The sequence below is a fragment of the Pantoea sp. CFCC18179 genome, assembly GCF_059412405.1.
Window position 1 is genome coordinate 339,996 of the sequence record NZ_JBNBPM010000003.1, and the last position, 17,263, is coordinate 357,258.

Annotated in this window: 16 protein-coding genes; 7 read left to right on the plus strand and 9 right to left on the minus strand. The window is 51.3% G+C overall.

Annotated elements, in window-relative coordinates; genetic code table 11:
* The first annotated feature begins 17 nt into the window (after positions 1-17).
* The 3 genes from ACPUC7_RS09190 to ACPUC7_RS09200 all read left to right on the plus strand — a co-directional run bounded on the left by ACPUC7_RS09190 (position 18) and on the right by ACPUC7_RS09200 (position 1,740).
* Positions 18-908 (plus strand): LysR family transcriptional regulator, encoded by an 891-nt coding sequence (locus ACPUC7_RS09190; RefSeq protein ID WP_494922674.1) that lies wholly within the window; start codon positions 18-20, stop codon positions 906-908.
* Positions 909-1,034: 126 nt separating this feature from the next.
* Positions 1,035-1,331 (plus strand): chorismate mutase, encoded by a 297-nt coding sequence (locus tag ACPUC7_RS09195; RefSeq protein WP_494922754.1) that lies wholly within the window; start codon positions 1,035-1,037, stop codon positions 1,329-1,331.
* Positions 1,332-1,524: 193 nt separating this feature from the next.
* The gene (locus ACPUC7_RS09200; RefSeq protein WP_494922675.1) at positions 1,525-1,740 is read left to right on the plus strand and encodes a hypothetical protein; all 216 of its coding nucleotides are present in this window, start codon (positions 1,525-1,527) and stop codon (positions 1,738-1,740) included.
* A 48-nt stretch (positions 1,741-1,788) separates the two neighbouring features.
* On the opposite strand, the gene ACPUC7_RS09205 is transcribed toward ACPUC7_RS09200, so the two are convergent.
* Positions 1,789-2,373: a TetR/AcrR family transcriptional regulator gene (locus ACPUC7_RS09205; RefSeq protein WP_494922676.1), complete on the minus strand. Its 585-nt coding sequence runs from the start codon at positions 2,371-2,373 to the stop codon at positions 1,789-1,791.
* Between the two features lie 310 nt (positions 2,374-2,683).
* On the opposite strand from ACPUC7_RS09205, the gene ACPUC7_RS09210 reads away from it, so the two are divergent.
* Positions 2,684-3,268 (plus strand): DUF308 domain-containing protein, encoded by a 585-nt coding sequence (locus ACPUC7_RS09210; RefSeq protein WP_494922677.1) that lies wholly within the window; start codon positions 2,684-2,686, stop codon positions 3,266-3,268.
* A gap of 66 nt (positions 3,269-3,334) precedes the next feature.
* Here ACPUC7_RS09210 and ACPUC7_RS09215 read toward each other — a convergent pair whose 3' ends face one another.
* The 5 genes from ACPUC7_RS09215 to ACPUC7_RS09235 are packed head-to-tail and all read right to left on the minus strand — an operon-like array spanning position 3,335 to position 11,285.
* Positions 3,335-5,524, minus strand: a complete 2,190-nt coding sequence (locus ACPUC7_RS09215) for a TonB-dependent siderophore receptor (protein ID WP_494922678.1) — start codon at positions 5,522-5,524, stop codon at positions 3,335-3,337.
* A gap of 25 nt (positions 5,525-5,549) precedes the next feature.
* Positions 5,550-6,875 (minus strand): lysine N(6)-hydroxylase/L-ornithine N(5)-oxygenase family protein, encoded by a 1,326-nt coding sequence (locus ACPUC7_RS09220; RefSeq protein WP_494922679.1) that lies wholly within the window; start codon positions 6,873-6,875, stop codon positions 5,550-5,552.
* Positions 6,872-8,596, minus strand: coding sequence for an aerobactin synthase IucC (iucC, locus tag ACPUC7_RS09225; protein WP_494922755.1), 1,725 nt, complete (start codon positions 8,594-8,596; stop codon positions 6,872-6,874). The genes ACPUC7_RS09220 and iucC overlap by 4 nt, the downstream gene beginning before the upstream one ends.
* A complete protein-coding gene (locus ACPUC7_RS09230) occupies positions 8,596-9,543 on the minus strand; it encodes a GNAT family N-acetyltransferase (protein WP_494922680.1) in 948 nt (315 codons plus the stop codon). The genes iucC and ACPUC7_RS09230 overlap by 1 nt, the downstream gene beginning before the upstream one ends.
* The gene (locus ACPUC7_RS09235) at positions 9,543-11,285 is read right to left on the minus strand and encodes an IucA/IucC family protein (RefSeq protein WP_494922681.1); all 1,743 of its coding nucleotides are present in this window, start codon (positions 11,283-11,285) and stop codon (positions 9,543-9,545) included. The genes ACPUC7_RS09230 and ACPUC7_RS09235 overlap by 1 nt, the downstream gene beginning before the upstream one ends.
* A gap of 137 nt (positions 11,286-11,422) precedes the next feature.
* Between ACPUC7_RS09235 and ACPUC7_RS09240 the strand changes: the two genes are divergently transcribed.
* Both ACPUC7_RS09240 and ACPUC7_RS09245 read left to right on the plus strand, forming a co-directional pair.
* On the plus strand, positions 11,423-12,628 hold the full coding sequence (locus tag ACPUC7_RS09240; protein WP_494922682.1) for an MFS transporter: 1,206 nt from the start codon (positions 11,423-11,425) through the stop codon (positions 12,626-12,628).
* A gap of 15 nt (positions 12,629-12,643) precedes the next feature.
* The gene (locus ACPUC7_RS09245) at positions 12,644-13,531 is read left to right on the plus strand and encodes a siderophore-interacting protein (protein ID WP_494922683.1); all 888 of its coding nucleotides are present in this window, start codon (positions 12,644-12,646) and stop codon (positions 13,529-13,531) included.
* 36 nt (positions 13,532-13,567) lie between these two features.
* Here ACPUC7_RS09245 and ACPUC7_RS09250 read toward each other — a convergent pair whose 3' ends face one another.
* Positions 13,568-14,113 carry a GNAT family N-acetyltransferase gene (locus ACPUC7_RS09250; RefSeq protein WP_494922684.1) on the minus strand — a complete coding sequence of 182 codons (546 nt, stop codon included), beginning with the start codon at positions 14,111-14,113 and terminating at the stop codon, positions 13,568-13,570.
* 224 nt (positions 14,114-14,337) lie between these two features.
* On the opposite strand from ACPUC7_RS09250, the gene zinT reads away from it, so the two are divergent.
* Positions 14,338-14,985 carry a metal-binding protein ZinT gene (gene zinT, locus ACPUC7_RS09255; RefSeq protein WP_494922756.1) on the plus strand — a complete coding sequence of 216 codons (648 nt, stop codon included), beginning with the start codon at positions 14,338-14,340 and terminating at the stop codon, positions 14,983-14,985.
* 67 nt (positions 14,986-15,052) lie between these two features.
* On the opposite strand, the gene ACPUC7_RS09260 is transcribed toward zinT, so the two are convergent.
* On the minus strand, positions 15,053-16,084 hold the full coding sequence (locus tag ACPUC7_RS09260) for a methionine synthase (protein ID WP_494922685.1): 1,032 nt from the start codon (positions 16,082-16,084) through the stop codon (positions 15,053-15,055).
* Between the two features lie 27 nt (positions 16,085-16,111).
* Positions 16,112-17,089, minus strand: coding sequence for a DUF1852 domain-containing protein (locus ACPUC7_RS09265; protein ID WP_494922686.1), 978 nt, complete (start codon positions 17,087-17,089; stop codon positions 16,112-16,114).
* Positions 17,090-17,263 lie beyond the last annotated feature (174 nt).

The following is a 17,263-nucleotide window of genomic DNA, read 5'->3' on the forward strand; positions in this document are numbered from 1 at the left end:
GTAAAACGGAATAATCAATGAGCCGGACAGGAATAACTGAACTTGAAATTGTGCTGGCGGTAGCTCGCCGTGGCACATTCAAAGCCGCAGCCAGTGAGCTGGAAATGTCACCTTCGGCGATCACCAATGCGGTTGCAGGACTGGAAAATAAACTTGGCGTCCGGTTATTTAATCGCACCACTCGCAGCGTGGCGCTGACAGAAGCGGGAACGCGTTATGTGGCAAAGATTGGCCCGGCGCTTGAGATGATTCGGTTGGCAGCAGAGGAGGTTGGAGGTGATGCAGGCGATCCAGCAGGGACGTTACGACTCAATGTCCCACCAGACAGCGGATCTCTGTGGTTCGATGACATTCTATTGCCCTTTTTGCAGCGTTTCCCCCGTATCCGGGCTGATATTTACAGCCAAAAAGAACAGGTCGATATTGTCGCTGAAGGCTATGACGCGGGTATTCGGCTGGCAGAGGATGTGCCTATCGATATGATCGCAGTTAAGCTCACGCAGGATTTGCGCATGATTGTGGTGGCTTCGCCGGATTATCTGACACGTTTCGGCACCCCTGAAGTGCCAGAAGAACTCAACTCGCATCAAACCTTATGTATGCGTATGGCGGATGGCAGCGTTTATCGCTGGGAGTTGGCGTGCCATGAAAAGCGTTATAAGTTGCAAGGTCAGCCGCGTTTCGCCGTTAGCGATGCGGCGTCACTCCATCAAGCAGCATTAGGCGGATTGGGCATTGCCTGTGTTGCTGAGACGTATGTTGCTGAAGATGTGAAACAGGGCAGGCTAGTACATCTGTTACCCGAATGGCAGGTGTATCTCGGCGCACTTTGTCTCTACTATCCGGGGCATCGGTTGGTGCCGCCTGCACTCAGGGCGCTGGCAAATTACGTCCGCGATTTTCGTTAACGAAGCTGGCACATATTTGACAACTATCGATAATTTACGCTTCTACACCGCACTATTTTAGGTGTGGATTTCAGCCAAATTTATAGTATCCTGCCGAACTCTTGTACTAGTTCATGAGTTCAAATGATGACATTTTCCACTATTGAAGACGTAAGAAGTCGTATCGATCAGATTGATAGCGAATTGGTCCAGATCATCGCGCAACGTGCTGAATGCGTGAAAGCGGCTGCGGCATTTAAAACCGACCATTCTGCGGTTCGTGCGCCGGATCGTGTGCAACAGGTGATCGATAAAGTCCGTGAGAAAGCTGCCGATGCTGGACTTCCGGAAGTGATCATTGAGAAGATTTACCGCAGCATGATTGATGCATTTATTGATTATGAACTTGAGCAGCATGATCGCCTTAAGCAAGAAAATGGCTGAAACGCACGTATCGTAGCGGTGCGATTTATCGCGTTCAGTTGATTTTTAAAGGTCAACACAACGCGATAAATCGCGCCGCTACGGAATATGCGGTGATTTAAAACGTACTCTGCCATTTATTCGCCAATGCCTGGTTGATCTTCTGCCTACCAACTAGTAGATTGACTTATCAGTCATCTCACCAGGAGGCAGAGTGAATATCATTAATTTTCCCACGGGGAAACGTGCTGCTTGCCTTGATGCAGCGACGTCGGCTGATATTGATGGAACGGAATGCCGTATTATTCGCGAGTTTGCTTTGAAAATTGCGGCCCAGTTGCATAACGATGTTGAAATTAATCACATCGCGCCATTACTGGTGGATAAAGTGATTGTTCTCTTAATGAAAGAATCTCGCTGCGATAAATAACAAGCCGGAAAACCGGCTTTTTATGGCTAAAGAAAGGGGAGACTACGATTAATTAATCAGCTTGTTGAGCATTGCCTGCGTAATTTTCACAAACATCTCTGGTTGATTCAATGCGCGAGCCGTGATCATCGCACCATGCACTGTTGCCATTATTGTTCTTGCTTCATGGTCGATATTATCTTCTAACGCGAATACCCCACGCTTTACACCTTTATCGAGCACCGATGTTAACCATTGCGACAGGTCGTTAAAATGCCCGCTAACTTCAGCGGCGATCTCTTCTGGCAAAGTGGGTAGTTCCACCGCCAGCATCACGCAAATGCAGAAAGGGGAGGTATTATCTCTGATGCAGGTTGCCCAATAATTTATATAGCCTTGCAACTCGCCCAACGCATCGTCGTTAAAATGCTGGCTGGTTGCCGCCATGCCCGCACGCGCTTCGGCGCGATAATCCTGCACCACCGTGAGAACCAAATCGGCCTTGCCAGGAAAATAGTGATGGATGCTGGCTTTGCGGATATTTACCCGCTCGGCCAAGTCGGCATAGCTGAAACTTTTGTAGCCTCCAGCGGTGAGCAATTGTCTGGTGTGATTAATAATTTCTACAGATTTTGCGGAGCGTTCAGCGACCATGTGATGCCTTATGAATAATCTCTAAATCAATCAGTTAAACCGAACCTACTCGTTGGAAGGTTGGCTGTCAAGATTGCCAACATTCGAGCTATATCTCGCCTAATGAAGATCAATTAAGCGTTGCGGTCACCATAAATGGCGACCCTTCAATGTAATGGCGCGTTTTCTACCAATCCCTCAAACCGTTAACGAAAGAAGTTTAGCCAGCGATTGACAATCTATCTACTAGTAGGTAGATATAATAACCACAGGCTTGCAAACCTACACAGCTTTCTTCTTCTCATCATCTAATTTTAACGGGCGGCGAACCATGAACAGCGATATCGATGCACCAAATTCTTCTTCAAATCAGTGGCTTCAGACTTACTACTTCCTGCGCGCTGGCGTTTCGATCTTGTGGATTGTGCTCGCCGTGGTGTTGGGTAAACACCATCCCATGATTGGCGCGGTTTTGCTGGTGATTTACCCGGCATGGGATGCGCTGGCCAACGTGATTGATGCGCGCCGCAGTGGTGGTTTAAGCAAAAATCCGCCGCAGAAGTTTAACTTTATCGTCAGTGTCATCGTTGCAATCGCTATCGCCTGCGCGTTGACCATCAGCATGAATGCCACGATCAAAGTGTTTGGACTGTGGGCGATTTTTTCCGGCGTGCTGCAATTGTCAGCGTCGGTTCGTCGCTGGAAAACCTCAAGCGGTCAATGGGCGATGATTCTGAGTGGCGCGCAATCAACTTTAGCTGGCGTATTTATGTTCAAGCAGGCCAGCAGCGCAATGATGTTGGATGTGACGACAGTTGCGCCTTATGCGGCTTTCGGGGTGCTGTATTTTCTGATTTCAGCGGTCTGGCTGCTGGTGAAAAATTCCCGCGACCGTTCCGCTGCGCTGGTGCGTTAAACTCCGTTTTGTGCGAAGCGGGTAATGGCGGCCAGACATTTAGGCCGTCATTACCCGTTATTTACATCAGAACAACACAGAATAATTCAGGCCAAAGGTACGGCCGCGACCTTTATAGGTGTAAAGCCCAGCATCGCCGTAGGTTGGGCTGTAAAGGCCCGGCGCGCGTTGTCCCCACACCGTGGTGTAATCCTTATCCAGCAGATTCTCTACGCTGAAGCTGAGTTTACCGACCGGCAAGCTGTAGCTGCCGAGTAAATCAACGGTGTTGTAACCATCAATTTTCTTACCATCGGCATCGGATACATCAAAGGTTTGGGTGCTCTGCACGCGCAGATTCCAGTCGCCAGGAGCCCAGTTCAACCAGGCGCTGACTTTGGAAGGGCTGGCGGTGTCGATGGTCAGCTTTTCCCATTTTCCGTCGGTGCGCGTTTCTGATTTGATCACGTTGAAATTGGAACCGGTGCTCCATTCGCTGTCGGTAAAGAAGTAATCAACCTGTCCTTCGACACCATAAATCCGGCGCTTGTCATCTTCCAGATTGATGGTCATGTCGGTTTTATTGATGCTGATAGTTTTATCTGACAGCGAATAATAGGCCGCCAACTGCGTACGCAGATTATCCCCGGTATAACGCCAGCCCAGCTCGTACGCATCAACTTTGATGCCATCCAGTTTCGAGTCATTAACGTTCACGCTGTTGGTGAGGTTGTAATGCCCGTTAGCTAACTGATAGGTGCCCGATCCGTAATATTTTGCCAGGTCGGGGATTTCAAAGCCCTGCGAGAAGTTAAACCACACCTGCTGACGTTCGGTGATGCGTCCTAAAATACCGGCGTTGAACAGCAGATTGTTGTAATCGGTCGAACCACCGGGCACAGCATCGGCTGAGGTTGCGCGGCCGGTGGCGATGGCTTGTTGCTGGGCGTAGCCAACAAAATCATCAACCTTATTTTTGGTGTACTGATAACGCACGCCACCGCTCAGCGTAATGGCATCGAAGTCATAACTGGATTGCAGGAATGGCGCGAGATTGGTGATGCTGTAGCCCGGATAGCGGCCGACATTGTAGGCATTATCCAACGTCATCCCACCGCTTTGGGCTGCGGTATTCAGGTCAAAGAACTGTTGGTTGGCATCAAAGGTTTCATGCTCAGCGTCAACGCCGTAAGTCAGCGTCAGCGCGTCAACTGGCTTGCTGTTGAGGGTCAACTTGCCGCCATAAAAATCGGTTTTCTGCTGCGAGGCACCGATACTGGTCACGCGACCGCCGCTCAGCGTCGGGAAAGGATAGAAGGTCAGATTTTCATCACGATAGTAAATCTGCGCCACCAAATCCTGACCGAGAAAATCGGTATTGGAATATTGCAGGTTAATCAGATGGCGTTCGGTGCCAGGTAAACGATCCGAGTTAAGATTGCCGGAGTTGTAAGCATTGCCCGATCCGGTGACGGCGGAGAAATTCTGCCCCAGATACAAGCCATGCTTGCCGTCTGATTCGCTCTTAAAATACTGCGTGGTCAGTTGCAGCTGCTGATTGTCATCGATGTTAATCGTGCCGGTGCCCATCACATCCAGACGATCGGAATATTGCAATCCGGTTTGGGTGTTATCGATGATCACCTCATCGCCTTTGCCGTCATACCAGCCGCCGTAACGCTGATAGGCAACTGACAAGCGTCCAGAGGCATTATCGTTGCCGCCGCTCACCGCCGCAGCGACGTTTTCATCATGGTCATTGTGACTGTTAAAGCCGCTTTTCATGCCGGTTTGCAGCTCAACTTGCTTATCCGCCTGGCCTTTTTTAGTCACGATGTTGATCAGGCCGCCGGTGCTGCCGCCGCCGTACAGTGACGTCGCGCCGGAAATCACCTCAATATGCGCAATGTTGAACGGATCGATGGAATCCAGTTGGCGACTGTCGCTGCGCGATGAGTTGAGGCGCACGCCATCAACCATCACCATCATCGAGCGGCCACGCATATTCATGCCATAATTGGTGCGGCCCTGACTGCTGACATCCATGCCCGGAATCAGCTGCGCCAGCACTTCCTTCAATTCCTTCCCGCCTTGCACCTGCTGCTCAATTTCGGCCTGTTCGATAATCCAGGTGGTTTGCGCCATTTCCGCCACACTGCGATGCGCGCGACTGGCAGAAACCACCATTTGATCGTCCTTTGCTTCTTCGGCCCAGGCGCCAGAAGAGATCATTGCAAGCAAACAAGGTTTTAATACCCAGAGATACGGCTGTTTCATTTGTTATTTTTTTCCGATGACGTGTTCAATACTGAACAGAATTAACGGGTTGTTGATGATCCTGAACGTGCGTTTCTGGCTGCTGTGTGCGCCATTGGATTACGCCAGGGGTAGTCGCCAGCTCGAAAGGCTCATTCGGGTGCGCGCGGTTAAGGATGCGCGCAGCACGCCAGGCCATCAGGCTGAGTTGGGGTTCGGCAATACCGAGGCTTTGCATCCCGGCATTGACGGCGAATAGGCTGTTGGTCGCCGATCCATCCCAGTTGAGGGTGAAATCGGTGTTGATGTGGAAATTCTCATCACGATCCAGTTGCAAGCGATGGGCAATGGGCGCCAGGAACGCAGGACGCGTGGGCTGGTAGCCGGTGGCGAAAATCACCACATCGCTGGTGAGTTGTTCTTCACCGTGATCAAGTCGATGACGCAATGTTAACTGCTGCGCATCCGCTTGCGGCTGAATACGCGTCACCGAACGAGAAGGCATCAGATGTGCCCAAGGCTGTTCGCGCAGCACTTCAAAACGGTGATACATCGCGCGGTAGATGGCGAGTAACGACTCGGTGGTGATGCCATCGGAGGTCATCTTTTGCTCGCTAAGCATCTGCTGGCGTGCGCTTGCCCCTAATGTCGAGAAGCTTTCGAGATATTCCGGCGTGAAGTACTCGTTGGCAAAGGCGGCTTCATCCAGCGCGTTGTAGTTATTGCGGCGTGAAACCCAGTTCAGGGCCGCAGGCTGGCCCCATTCGCCACGGAAGATATTGAGGAACAGATCGGCTCCGCTCTGACCGCCGCCAACCACAGTGACGCGTTTGCCGGCCAAATCCGGCTTGCGCAGCATCATTTCACTGGCGTGGAAGCAGCGATCGCTCTGTTCCGTCACGCAATCGGGCAGATTGGCCTGTTTACCGATGCCGAGGCACACATGTCGCGCCTGGAAACGCTCTTTGGCGGTTTCAACAGTGAACAGCTGCGTAGCATCATCAAAACTGACGCGGGTAACCGGCTGGTTAAACGCCAGATTGCTTAAGCGCGCGGCCACCCAGGCGAGATAATCTGAGAACTCCTCGCGCGAAACGGTGCGCTGTTCGGTAGTCAGGAAACGATAGAATTTTTTTCGCTGAACCAGATAGTTAACAAAGCTGTAGCGATTGGTGGGTTCGACCGCGCTCACCAGATCTTTGAGAAAACTGGTTTGCATCGCGCAGTCCGGCACCATCATGCCTGGATGCCAGGCAAAATGCGGTTTCCGCTCGAGAAACAGCGAACTAAATCCTTCCAGCCCTTCAGCGAGCGCGGCTACGCTGAGGTTGAACGGCCCAATGCCGATGCCAATGAAATCATACGTCTTCATTCTGCGGACTCCTGGGTGACCAGATAGAGTGGGTTAGCAAGATTGGTAAGGTAGTTCGGCAACATACGGCTACCGCCGTCATGCTCGGAGAACGTCAGCTTTACCGGATTGAGGATGACGCGGATGATCTGCGGCTTGAACAGATCGAACAGCGCAAAGCGATCGGCCATTGCCGGATGTTTGGCCATGTATTGCTGGAGTACATTGGCAAGCAGTTGATAGAAATACCGTTCACTGATGCCCGCGCTGATGGTGTGACGCGAGATAAAGCGCAGCACGGTGACAAAATGGCCGGTTTGCAAATCGTGGATCAGATAGTCGGCGCTGAGGCGCGCGGTGACATCTTTGACCGCGGCGGGCAGGGAAGCCAGCTCCGGGAAATCGTGATCGACGAGGCGCATATCGCCCTGAAAATCTTTCAGCAGGATGCGCTGCGGAATATGGTCTTTCATCACCAACGTCACGTTCTGACCGTGCGCAATCAGCGCCACGCCGTAACGGCACATCAGGTGATAGAACGGGATCACCACCACGGTAAACATCCGGCTCAACCAGCTTTCCGCATCCAGCCCCGACCGCTTGATCCACGCATCAATCAGCGGACGACCTGCGTTGTCGGTTTCCATCAGCGCGGCCATCAGCACCGCTTGCTCACCCGGCTGGAGATAGACGGAAGGATTTTCGCGCCAGATGACTCCCAACATTTCCTGATAGCGATAAGGCGCCTGCGGCAAGGCGGCGTAACCTTCATGAGCCAGATAGCCGGCGGCCGGTTCCGCCAGAATCTGCGCGCCAGTGGCGCGTAAAGTGGGGTCTTGCGCGAACTGCTGCTTTAACCATGCAGAGGCTTGCGGCCCGGCAGCGATGTATTTGCCGGGAATGCCGCGATAACACGAGGTGTTATAAATCGTTAGCGGCAGTTTGATATCAAAGCGTGCAGGACGGCTGGCATTGGTCAACGTACGCAGCGACTGCTGGGCCAAATAGCTGTCACCAAATTCGCCCAGTTCGATCAACTCGCCGCGCGCCAGATAAGGCAGGAAATGCAGGGCAATTTTTTGCTGCCACTGCCACGGATGAACCGGCAAGGCTAGCCAGTTGTCATCCAGATTTAAGGATTGCCAGCGCTGGTGGAAGCGCGCCAATTCGGCTTTATCCAGGGCACTGGCGAGCAGTGCTGAGATATCGCAGTCTTCTTCATGGCTCCAGACTAACTTGTCGCGTCGCACCGCAATCCAGTGCAGACGAAAGCGATTTTGATACTCTGGCGCGTAGGCGTGCAGCGCATCCAATCCCCATCCACGGCGGCCTTTGTTGAAAATAAATTTAGGGTGCCCGCTGAGCAGGCATTGCAGTTCATCAGCATCAAGATTAATCAGATCGTCGGCGGACAGCGGCTGGCGCGCTTCCAGCAACTGCATATCGCCGCGCAGCGTGGCATAGAGATCTTCCAGATGCTCGGCGGTTTGTGCATCGTTCATCTGTAAAACCTGAGCCAGCTGGCGCAACAGCGTGTCGGCTTCCAGCGGCCCACCACTCAATGAAGCCGGATCGATGTGCAGCCAGCCCCAAATACTGCGATTGGCATTAAGTTCCCAACACACTGAACCTACGGGGATTTCCCAGCGACCTGATGATTTTTCGACCGCGTCGAGCGCTTGCTCATATTCAAGTTCGGCGAGAATTTTGGCGATCATCTCGCGATTCACACGTTGCCACATCACAAGCCCACCTCCGCAAAGAAACGGTGGCGTTCACTCATCACCAAGCGGGAACGCTTGTGGGGAAAATCGAACTCTTTAAGGGTGTCAAAACCTGCAACCGGCAGATGGCGGAACAGACGCTGATTGTCGTAGCGCGGTTCCGCCACCACGCGCTGCGTGCGCGGTTCATCGAGATACAGGTAATGTGTGAGCCCGCGCAGCCAGCTACGGATAAAGTGCGCGCCACGCCAGGCTTCTTCGCCAACCAGCATATGCAGACCGCGATCAAAAGGCTGCCAGCGGTAATGGCGGCCAATACGATCTTCGGCGGCCCAGTAAATCTCAAAATAGCCAAATGGTTGATCGTCAAAGCAACCGATCAACGGATAGCAGTAGGCGGAGTCGAGTTGCTTGCGCAGGTAATTTTCCTGATCGGCCTGCGGGCCGGCCATTTCCCAGAAAGCGTTAACGCGCGGTGAGTTCATCCAGCGGGTAAAGCGCTCGGCGTCCTTTGCCACATCAGCAACGCGGAAACTCAGCGTGCGTTTGATCTGCGCATCGTAACGCCGATAGACCTCGCCAGCGGGCCTGAGCGGACGAACCGGATAGTAGAGCTGACGTGCCGCATCGAACTGCATTTTTTCATGGGGTTTTGCCTGTTTAGCACGGAGCCACAGCGGTAACTGCCAGAAGGCTTCACGTACAACATAGTCGCCGTTGACAGCAGCGAATAGCGCTTGCGCTTGCGGTTCATCCCGCCATTGATCCCACGGAAGTTGGATGCCGCTAAGCTGCGGCGCGGCAATCAGTAACTGATCGATCGCTTCCACCAGCCAGCCATCGGGAATATCGGCGACAAACTGCAATGTCGCGCTGTTATCCAGCCCCAGCTGCAACGGCAGCGCCTGATCGGTAAGCGTGCATTGGAAGCCATTGAGGCCGTGAACAATATTTGCCTGTGGCATCACGCTTTCTCCCGGTAAAACGGATTGTGGAAATCGAAGTAGATCACGGCCGGATCGGCGATGGTGTTTTCGTTGTGATCGTGCAGGTAGCAATGGAAGTTGCCTTTGCAGTTCCAGTGTTTGCTGTCGAGAACGTAATCAAGGCAATCGGTGTTTCGGACGCGTTGGCGTAACTCAGCCAGCTTGTCGCGAACCATCGACATCAGATGTTCTTCTGAGGCAAAGCCAGCCGCACCGAGCGCGGCGGTGACGGCAAGCGTGGAATTAACCAGCAGGTAATAGGGGAAGTAGCGCAAGACCTGTTCGCGACTGAAGGTATTTTCCGCATCGGCCTCACCGATTTGGCTGATCCACTCGCGGGCGTTTGCAGTGAAGCCGCTGCCCTGGCAGTCGCGATACAGCAATCCAACCGGCAAATCCTGCTGCATTTCAACCAGGATGTTTTGCTGATGCGCCAGCAGCACCAGGCCGTAATCGGCTTCTGTACTGAATAGCGGCAACAAGACGTGATCGCAGTAAGCATTGAGCCAGCACTGCGCCGCCTGCGCTAACGACAATCCCAGTCGGGTACTCAGACGTCTTACTGCCACCGCGAGTAAGCTGTCTCCACCATCCGGAGCCGCTTGCGTCAAGCTCACCAGCACGTTGGTCTGGGTTTGTGGGGTGTCAAACAGCAGGTTCACGCGAAACGCCATCAGGCTCTCTTCCTGGACGCTGCCATCAACCGAACGTAATCCGGCCCAGCCATCCTCCTGCATAACGCGCATAGTGGGATGCTGCATTTGCAGCGCCTGCCATTGCGGCGTATCGGCTAAACGCGCCAGACGCATGCCACGTTTCACCTCTTTCACCGACAAGGTGCGTACCGAATTGGTCAGACGTACGCTAAGGGAAAATTTAATCATGTCATTGCTGATGGGCGAATAGAGCGAGCGCGACGAGCTGGTTGGTAGCCAGGCATGACCGGATTCACCAACATCGACCAACGCGCCGTTGGATATCAGCTTTTGACACCATGCCTGTGATAACAGATGACGCGCTTGCCATGGGTGCATCGGCACCAACCAGCGCGTGTCGGTAAACTGGCTCAACAGTTCAGGCGCACTCTGCGCGGCAAAACGCTGCAAACGGGCGCGTAGTGACAATCCCAAACTCTCGCCCGTCACATACTGACAATCGACCGAGAACCAATGCAGCGGGAAGTCTGAACCAAAGTCAGGCAGATAGCGGCGAGCTTCTGCTTCATCAAAAGGTTCATGCGATTTTGGTGCGGGATGGAACGCGTGCCCCACCAGCAGCGCCTGTTCCGCATCGGCAAATGACAGTGGCTTGTGTCGCAACGTTGGCCAGCGATGGCGCAAATTGATCGCCTGCCAGGTATTGGCATGACTTTCACACACTCGCTGCTGGAATAAATCGATGACGTTGCTGCTCAACTCTGCGCGGATGGCGGGCATGTCCATCATCAGTGATACCAGCGTCTCAAAACTGATCGGTTTACCTTGCGGTGATTCTGGGCTGACCAGCAGGGCGGGAAACTGATACTGATGATGCTGAGTGGGAGAAAAATAGCGCAGTGGCAAACGCAGTGCATGCGATGGCGACAGCGCCAGATAGATGTGGGCTTGCTGTCCTTGCTGTGCATCTGGAATGTACTTCCAGTCACGTGTTTCCCGAAAAAATGCATTGAGAAAACACTGTGCCGCCACGTCCACGCCTGACGGCTGAGGCAGGTAATCCATAAGATAATCTCACTTAGCAACTGATAATGATTATCGTTATGATAAGTATTTCATTTACATTGGCAACAGATTTTGCAATATTTACATACAAGTTATGTCGATTATTCCCCTGTTTTTAACGGTGTTTTTACATATTAATGGCTTCTTTTGCTGATTTGTTAAGTAGGAAAGTGATAAGGAAATCCAATTGGCCACTGGCGTTATGCGCCGGTTTGCTGGGGATTGGTCAGAACGGCTTATTGGTAGTGTTGCCGCAAATGGTGGCGATGACCGGCCTGTCATTGTCGACCTGGGCAGGACTGCTGCTGTTTGGTTCGATGCTGTTTCTACCTGCTTCGCCGTGGTGGGGCAGAGTCTCGGAAGAGAAAGGCTGTAAGTGGGTGGTTGTGACGTCGCTGGTCGGCTATTTACTCAGTTTTTGCCTGATGGGGCTGGTGGTGTGGCTGATGGCTGAAAAAACCATCGGCTTGGGTTTAGGGCTGAGCGGATTGGTGATCTCACGCGTGATCTATGGCTTAACGGTGTCGGGAATGGTGCCTGCCGCGCAGACATGGGCGATGCAACGCGCAGGAACGGACCAGCGCATGCAAGCACTGGCGACTATCAGCTCAGGCTTAAGTTGTGGGAGATTGCTTGGGCCACCGTTGGCAGCGCTCACCTTGAGCATTCATCCCACCGCGCCACTCTGGTTAATGGCTATCGCGCCTCTTGTTGGGTTGCTGCTGATTTACGGGCAATACAACGATCCTCCGCTGCAAGCCATCACACATCAATCAGCGCGAATGAACCGCGGATTACTGCCGTTTCTCTGTTTGGCGGCGTTGCTTGCCGTCAGCATTAGCTTGATGCAAATCGGTCTTTCACCGCTCCTCGGTGGTTTTATTGCAACCCCGGCAGCGGTTAGTCATCATGTTGCGTGGCTGTTGAGTCTTGCGGCCGCGAGTACTTTGCTGGCGCAATTCCTGATTGTGCGGCCGCAGCGATTAAGCGTGAAACCGCTGCTGCTGGTTGCCGCCATCTTGATGAGCGTCGGGCTTAGCGTGATGGTCACGGGCCAGCTACTCTCGCTGTATGTCGGCATTGCCGTGACATCATTCGGTGCGGCGATGGCTACGCCTGCCTACCAATTGCTGCTTAATCAAAAGCTTTCGCTCGGTAAGGGCGCGGGTTTGATCGCCACCAGCCATACGCTGGGTTACGGCCTCAGTGCCTTGCTGGTCCCTTTCATCACGTGGCTTTCGGGACAACACCATTTGCTGGCGGGGGCGTGTATCGCGTCACTTATCTTCCTCGTGATCACCTGCGGTCTGGGATTCACCACTCACTCTCAACGTGCGCGCTAAGCGCCAGGAAACACTATGTCTAGCGTTCTCGGCTACCGGGTATTCAATGTCACGCTACTGCATAAAACATGGTTATCGCCTTCGATCATGCGTTGCGTGTTCACCGGAGCAGAGGTTGGCATGATGAAGATGGATGGCCCCGATCAGCGGATAAAATTGTTGTTCCCATCGCTGAGTGGCCTGGCGCCTGCGCTAGTGTCTGACCAATCCTGGTGGGAACAGCTTAAAAGCTTGCCGCAGGCGCACAGGCCAATTCCACGCACCTACACGTTGCGCGGCGTTGCGGCTGCCGAATGTCTGATGGATGTTGAGTTTGCGATTCATGGTCGCGAAGGGATCGCGTCAGCCTGGGCGATTGATGCCAAGCCAGGCGATGCGCTGCAAATCGTTGCGCCCAACAAACAACACATCGCTGACAGTGGCGGCTATGAATGGCGTCCGCATCCAAACGTTGAGCGCGCATTGATCGTTGCTGATGAAACCGCGCTGCCAGCGGTGAAGGGGATTCTAGAGCAGATGGCGAAGTGGGCTCATCCGCCCAAGGTGCAGATTTTTCAGGAAATCCCGCTGGACGAAGACCGCCTCGATTGGCGTGCGTATGGGTTTGCTGAGGTTTATTGGCTGCCGCGCGGCAATGCCGAGTATGGTTCTGCCTTGCTAAGTGCACTAAAAAACCGGGTAATGATTCCAGCTTACGCCCTTAATTCACAGAATGATGACATCGACGTTGAAGGCGATGTGCTTTGGCGCGGAGCGGAGAACCAAGGTAATCAATTTTATGGCTGGGTTGCCGCTGAATCTTCTGCGGTAAAACATATCCGGCGTTATCTGGTCGGTGAACGCCATGTCGCCAGCGAGAATGTCAGTTTTATGGCGTACTGGAGTAAGGGAAAAGCGTGTTGAATTGCCCGTTAACGTGGAAGCTAAGGGCAAACTTAATCAAGACTGAAGCGCATTCCATTCGTCGCGGGTGATCTCCCACAGCTCGGAATCGAGTAAACCGCTCACATACTCTTTCTTGCCTGTACTGATGAGCCGCATGCCGCTACTGGATGAGATGCGCTGAGATCGATTATTCAGCGCTGCTTTCGGTGCGCGCAACAGCGGCTTATTAAGGATATTGAACCAGTAATCTGTCACAGCAATACTGGCCTCGCGCATATAGCCCTGCTTTTGATATTCCGGCGCCAACCAGAATCCACGGTTGTTATCTTCAACGTCATAAAGGCAGATCAAACCCATTATATCTTCAGGTGCTTTATGACCTCTTATGGTCCAGAACCACGCAATTCCTTTTGCCATATCAGGCAGTGCCACATTATTCACATAACTACTGGCACCGTCGTCAGGGTAAGGCCAGGGCACTGAGGCGACTATATAGCGCACTATTTCCCAACGCGGATAGAGTTTCTGAATTTGAACCGCATCTTCCGCCATCAGTGGTTGAAGTTGCAGGCGTTCGGTTATTAACGTGGGGATCGTCATCAATCAATGTCCTTTTGCCAAAAGTCTCTCGTCTAACCAATTTAGCATGGCATTTCTATCTTGCTAAAAACCGTTATTCATTCATTACCGCTGATACTCAGTAGAGCCAATGCGTTGTCAGCGATCTCCTGAGAATAGGAAATGATATTAATCGCCAAAGTGGAAATATTTGTAACAAACACTAAAATGTTATGTTATAACATAATCTTTTGGTGGGTTGAGAAATTATCATGAAATTGAATCAGTATGCCGTACTTCTGGGGTTGGTATTGAGTTCTCAAGCGTTTGCACACGCGGGTCATTCACATGGCGCACCGCTCAGTGAGAAAGAAATTAGCGCGGCGAATGGCGTGTTTGCTAACAGCGATATCAAAGATCGCCATCTTTCTGATTGGGACGGCGTATGGCAGTCGATCTATCCATACGCCAAAGATGGCAGCCTGGATCCGGTTTTCCGTAAGAAGGCTGAAGCGGATAAAACCAAGTCATTCGCTGATATTAAGAATTACTATTTGAAGGGTTATGCTAGCACCATGACCGATATTGGCATTGAAAACGGCACGATGGAATTTACCGTGAACGGAGCAGTAAGTGCCTGCAAATATGACTACAAAGGTTATAAGGTGCTTAACTACGTTTCAGGTAAAAGAGGCGTTCGCTATCTTTTTGAATGCAGTGAAAAGAAAAGCACTGCACCTAAATATGTGCAATTCAGTGACCATATTATCAGCCCGCGGAAATCATCGCATTTCCATATCTTCACCGGAAATCACTCGCAAGCAGCGCTCTTTGCCGAACTTGAGAATTGGCCGACATTCTTCCCGTATCAGTTAACTAAACAGGAAATTGTTGAAGACCTACTGCATCATTGATATCGAAAAAGTTGAATTTAAAGTTGAGTATATTAAGCCCGCTTCTGGAACGAAGCGGGCGGAAAGATTATTTAGCCAACAGTTCGTTACGAACGATTTCTGCACCAGCGCTTAATGCGCGCAGTTTGCCACTCGCGACACCACGTGGTAATGGCGTCATGCCACAGTTGGTGGATGGATAGAGGTTTTCAGCATCAACAAATTGCAGCGCTTTACGTAAGGTCTCCGCCACTTCTTCTGCGGTTTCAATCGTATGAGTCGCCACATCAATCGCGCCAACCATCACTTTTTTACCGCGAATAAGCTCCATTAATTCCATTGGAACGCGCGAGTTTTGACACTCCAGCGAAATAATATCGATTTTTGATTTTTGCAGTTTAGGGAAAATACCTTCGTATTGGCGCCATTCAGTGCCTAAGGTCTTTTTCCAATCGGTGTTGGCTTTGATGCCATAACCGTAGCAAATATGCACCGCTGTTTCGCATTTCAGGCCTTCAACCGCTCTTTCTAATGCGGCAATGCCCCAATCATTCACTTCATCGAAAAACACGTTAAAGGCCGGTTCATCGAATTGGATAATATCCACGCCAGCCGCTTCTAATTCTTTCGCTTCTTCATTCAGAATCTTGGCGAATTCCCAAGCCAGTTTTTCACGGCTTTTATAATGGGCATCATACAGCGTATCGATCATGGTCATCGGGCCAGGCAGCGCCCACTTGATCGGTTGCTTGGTTAATTGACGCAGGAATTTCGCATCTTCAACGAACACCGGTTTTTGACGCGATACTGCACCCACCACGGTTGGTACGCTGGCATCGTAGCGATTACGGATACGCACGGTTTCACGCTTCTCGAAATCAACGCCGCTCAAGTGTTCAATAAAGGTGGTGACAAAGTGTTGGCGCGTCTGCTCGCCATCGCTAACAATATCAATCCCGGCCTGAAGTTGATCTTCCAGGGTTAAACGCAACGCATCTTGTTTGCCTTCAATTAACGCTTGATCCTGCAATTTCCACGGTGACCAAAGCGTCTCTGGCTGTGCCAGCCAGGAAGGTTTTGGCAAGCTGCCAGCGGTCGAAGTGGGTAACAATCTTTTCATGATAAATAACCTTGTAATCTTAGTTAATCAAAGCGCGTAATTAGCAGACCATTGCTCAAGAATGGATTGATAAGGTTTAATGAAAGTCTCTTCCGTAAACTTCCCTTGTTCAACCGCTAATTGGCTGCGTTCTTCGCGATCGTAAACAATGCGCGTTAATGAATAATCCTGGTGATTCAGGGTTGGCTGATAGCATTTTGCCGCCGCTGAATTAGCGTTATAAATTTCTGGGCGGTAGATTTTCTGGAACGTTTCCATGGTGCTAATGGTACTAATCAGCTCCAAATCGCTGTAATCAGCGGTTAAATCACCAGTGAAATAGAACGCTAACGGCGCCACGCTATTAGCAGGCATGAAATAGCGCGCATGCAGGCCCATTTTAGCGAAATATTTATCGGTCAAAGAATATTCATCTTGCTGATATTCAATACCCAAAACCGGATGTTGGTAATCCGTTCGACGATAAACATTTTTGCTGGACACACTCAGGCAGATAACCGGTGTTTTGCTGAAATGCTGTTTATAAACGTCAGAGTTCACGAAGGATTTAAAAATATTGCCGTGCAGCTCGCCAAAACTCTCTGGCAATCTTTGCTCAGGCTGGTTCTTCATGTGATCCAACAGCACGACGCTGAAGTCATAATCTCGCACGTAAGAAGAGAAGTTATTGCCGACAATCCCTTCAATGCGTTGATGGGTTTTTTTATCAACGATAATGGTTTTTAGGATCTCAATCGCCGGGAAGGTTTTGCCGTTACCTTCAATATCAATTTCCACTGAAATGATATCCAGCTCGACAGCATAGCGATCGCCGTTGGGATTATCCCAGTGCGCCAGGGAATTGAAACGGTTGTCCATCATCATTAAGGCGTTGCGCAAGTTGGCCTGGCGATGGGTTCCTCGCGCCAGATTGGCAAAGTTAGTAGTGATACGCGTGTTCTGAGAAGGGTTGTAGTTCTCATCGAAACGCGTGCTCTTAATGGTAAAGGCAAAATCGTTGTTCATCGCAATCTGGCATCCTAATTTCTGATATATAACCTGAACGAATTGCTTACTTTTCAGGATTTTTTCATTTACTTACTTCTTCAATAGTCTTCATCTTGACTACAAAAAAATAACAGAGCCTATTTATGCCTAACTCGTTGATTAAGTTAAAGTGATATAAATTCACCGAACATG

What these genes read in the sequence shown, in the direction of transcription:
- ACPUC7_RS09190 (WP_494922674.1), top strand. Translation starts at nt 18, where the DNA reads ATGAGCCGGACAGGAATAACTGAACTTGAAATTGTGCTGGCGGTAGCT.
- ACPUC7_RS09195 (WP_494922754.1), top strand. Translation starts at nt 1,035, where the DNA reads ATGACATTTTCCACTATTGAAGACGTAAGAAGTCGTATCGATCAGATT.
- ACPUC7_RS09205 (WP_494922676.1), bottom strand. Translation starts at nt 2,373, where the DNA reads ATGGTCGCTGAACGCTCCGCAAAATCTGTAGAAATTATTAATCACACC.
- ACPUC7_RS09210 (WP_494922677.1), top strand. Translation starts at nt 2,684, where the DNA reads ATGAACAGCGATATCGATGCACCAAATTCTTCTTCAAATCAGTGGCTT.
- ACPUC7_RS09215 (WP_494922678.1), bottom strand. Translation starts at nt 5,524, where the DNA reads ATGAAACAGCCGTATCTCTGGGTATTAAAACCTTGTTTGCTTGCAATG.
- ACPUC7_RS09220 (WP_494922679.1), bottom strand. Translation starts at nt 6,875, where the DNA reads ATGAAGACGTATGATTTCATTGGCATCGGCATTGGGCCGTTCAACCTC.
- iucC (WP_494922755.1), bottom strand. Translation starts at nt 8,596, where the DNA reads ATGTGGCAACGTGTGAATCGCGAGATGATCGCCAAAATTCTCGCCGAA.
- ACPUC7_RS09230 (WP_494922680.1), bottom strand. Translation starts at nt 9,543, where the DNA reads ATGCCACAGGCAAATATTGTTCACGGCCTCAATGGCTTCCAATGCACG.
- ACPUC7_RS09235 (WP_494922681.1), bottom strand. Translation starts at nt 11,285, where the DNA reads ATGGATTACCTGCCTCAGCCGTCAGGCGTGGACGTGGCGGCACAGTGT.
- ACPUC7_RS09240 (WP_494922682.1), top strand. Translation starts at nt 11,423, where the DNA reads ATGGCTTCTTTTGCTGATTTGTTAAGTAGGAAAGTGATAAGGAAATCC.
- ACPUC7_RS09245 (WP_494922683.1), top strand. Translation starts at nt 12,644, where the DNA reads ATGTCTAGCGTTCTCGGCTACCGGGTATTCAATGTCACGCTACTGCAT.
- ACPUC7_RS09250 (WP_494922684.1), bottom strand. Translation starts at nt 14,113, where the DNA reads ATGACGATCCCCACGTTAATAACCGAACGCCTGCAACTTCAACCACTG.
- ACPUC7_RS09260 (WP_494922685.1), bottom strand. Translation starts at nt 16,084, where the DNA reads ATGAAAAGATTGTTACCCACTTCGACCGCTGGCAGCTTGCCAAAACCT.
- ACPUC7_RS09265 (WP_494922686.1), bottom strand. Translation starts at nt 17,089, where the DNA reads ATGAACAACGATTTTGCCTTTACCATTAAGAGCACGCGTTTCGATGAG.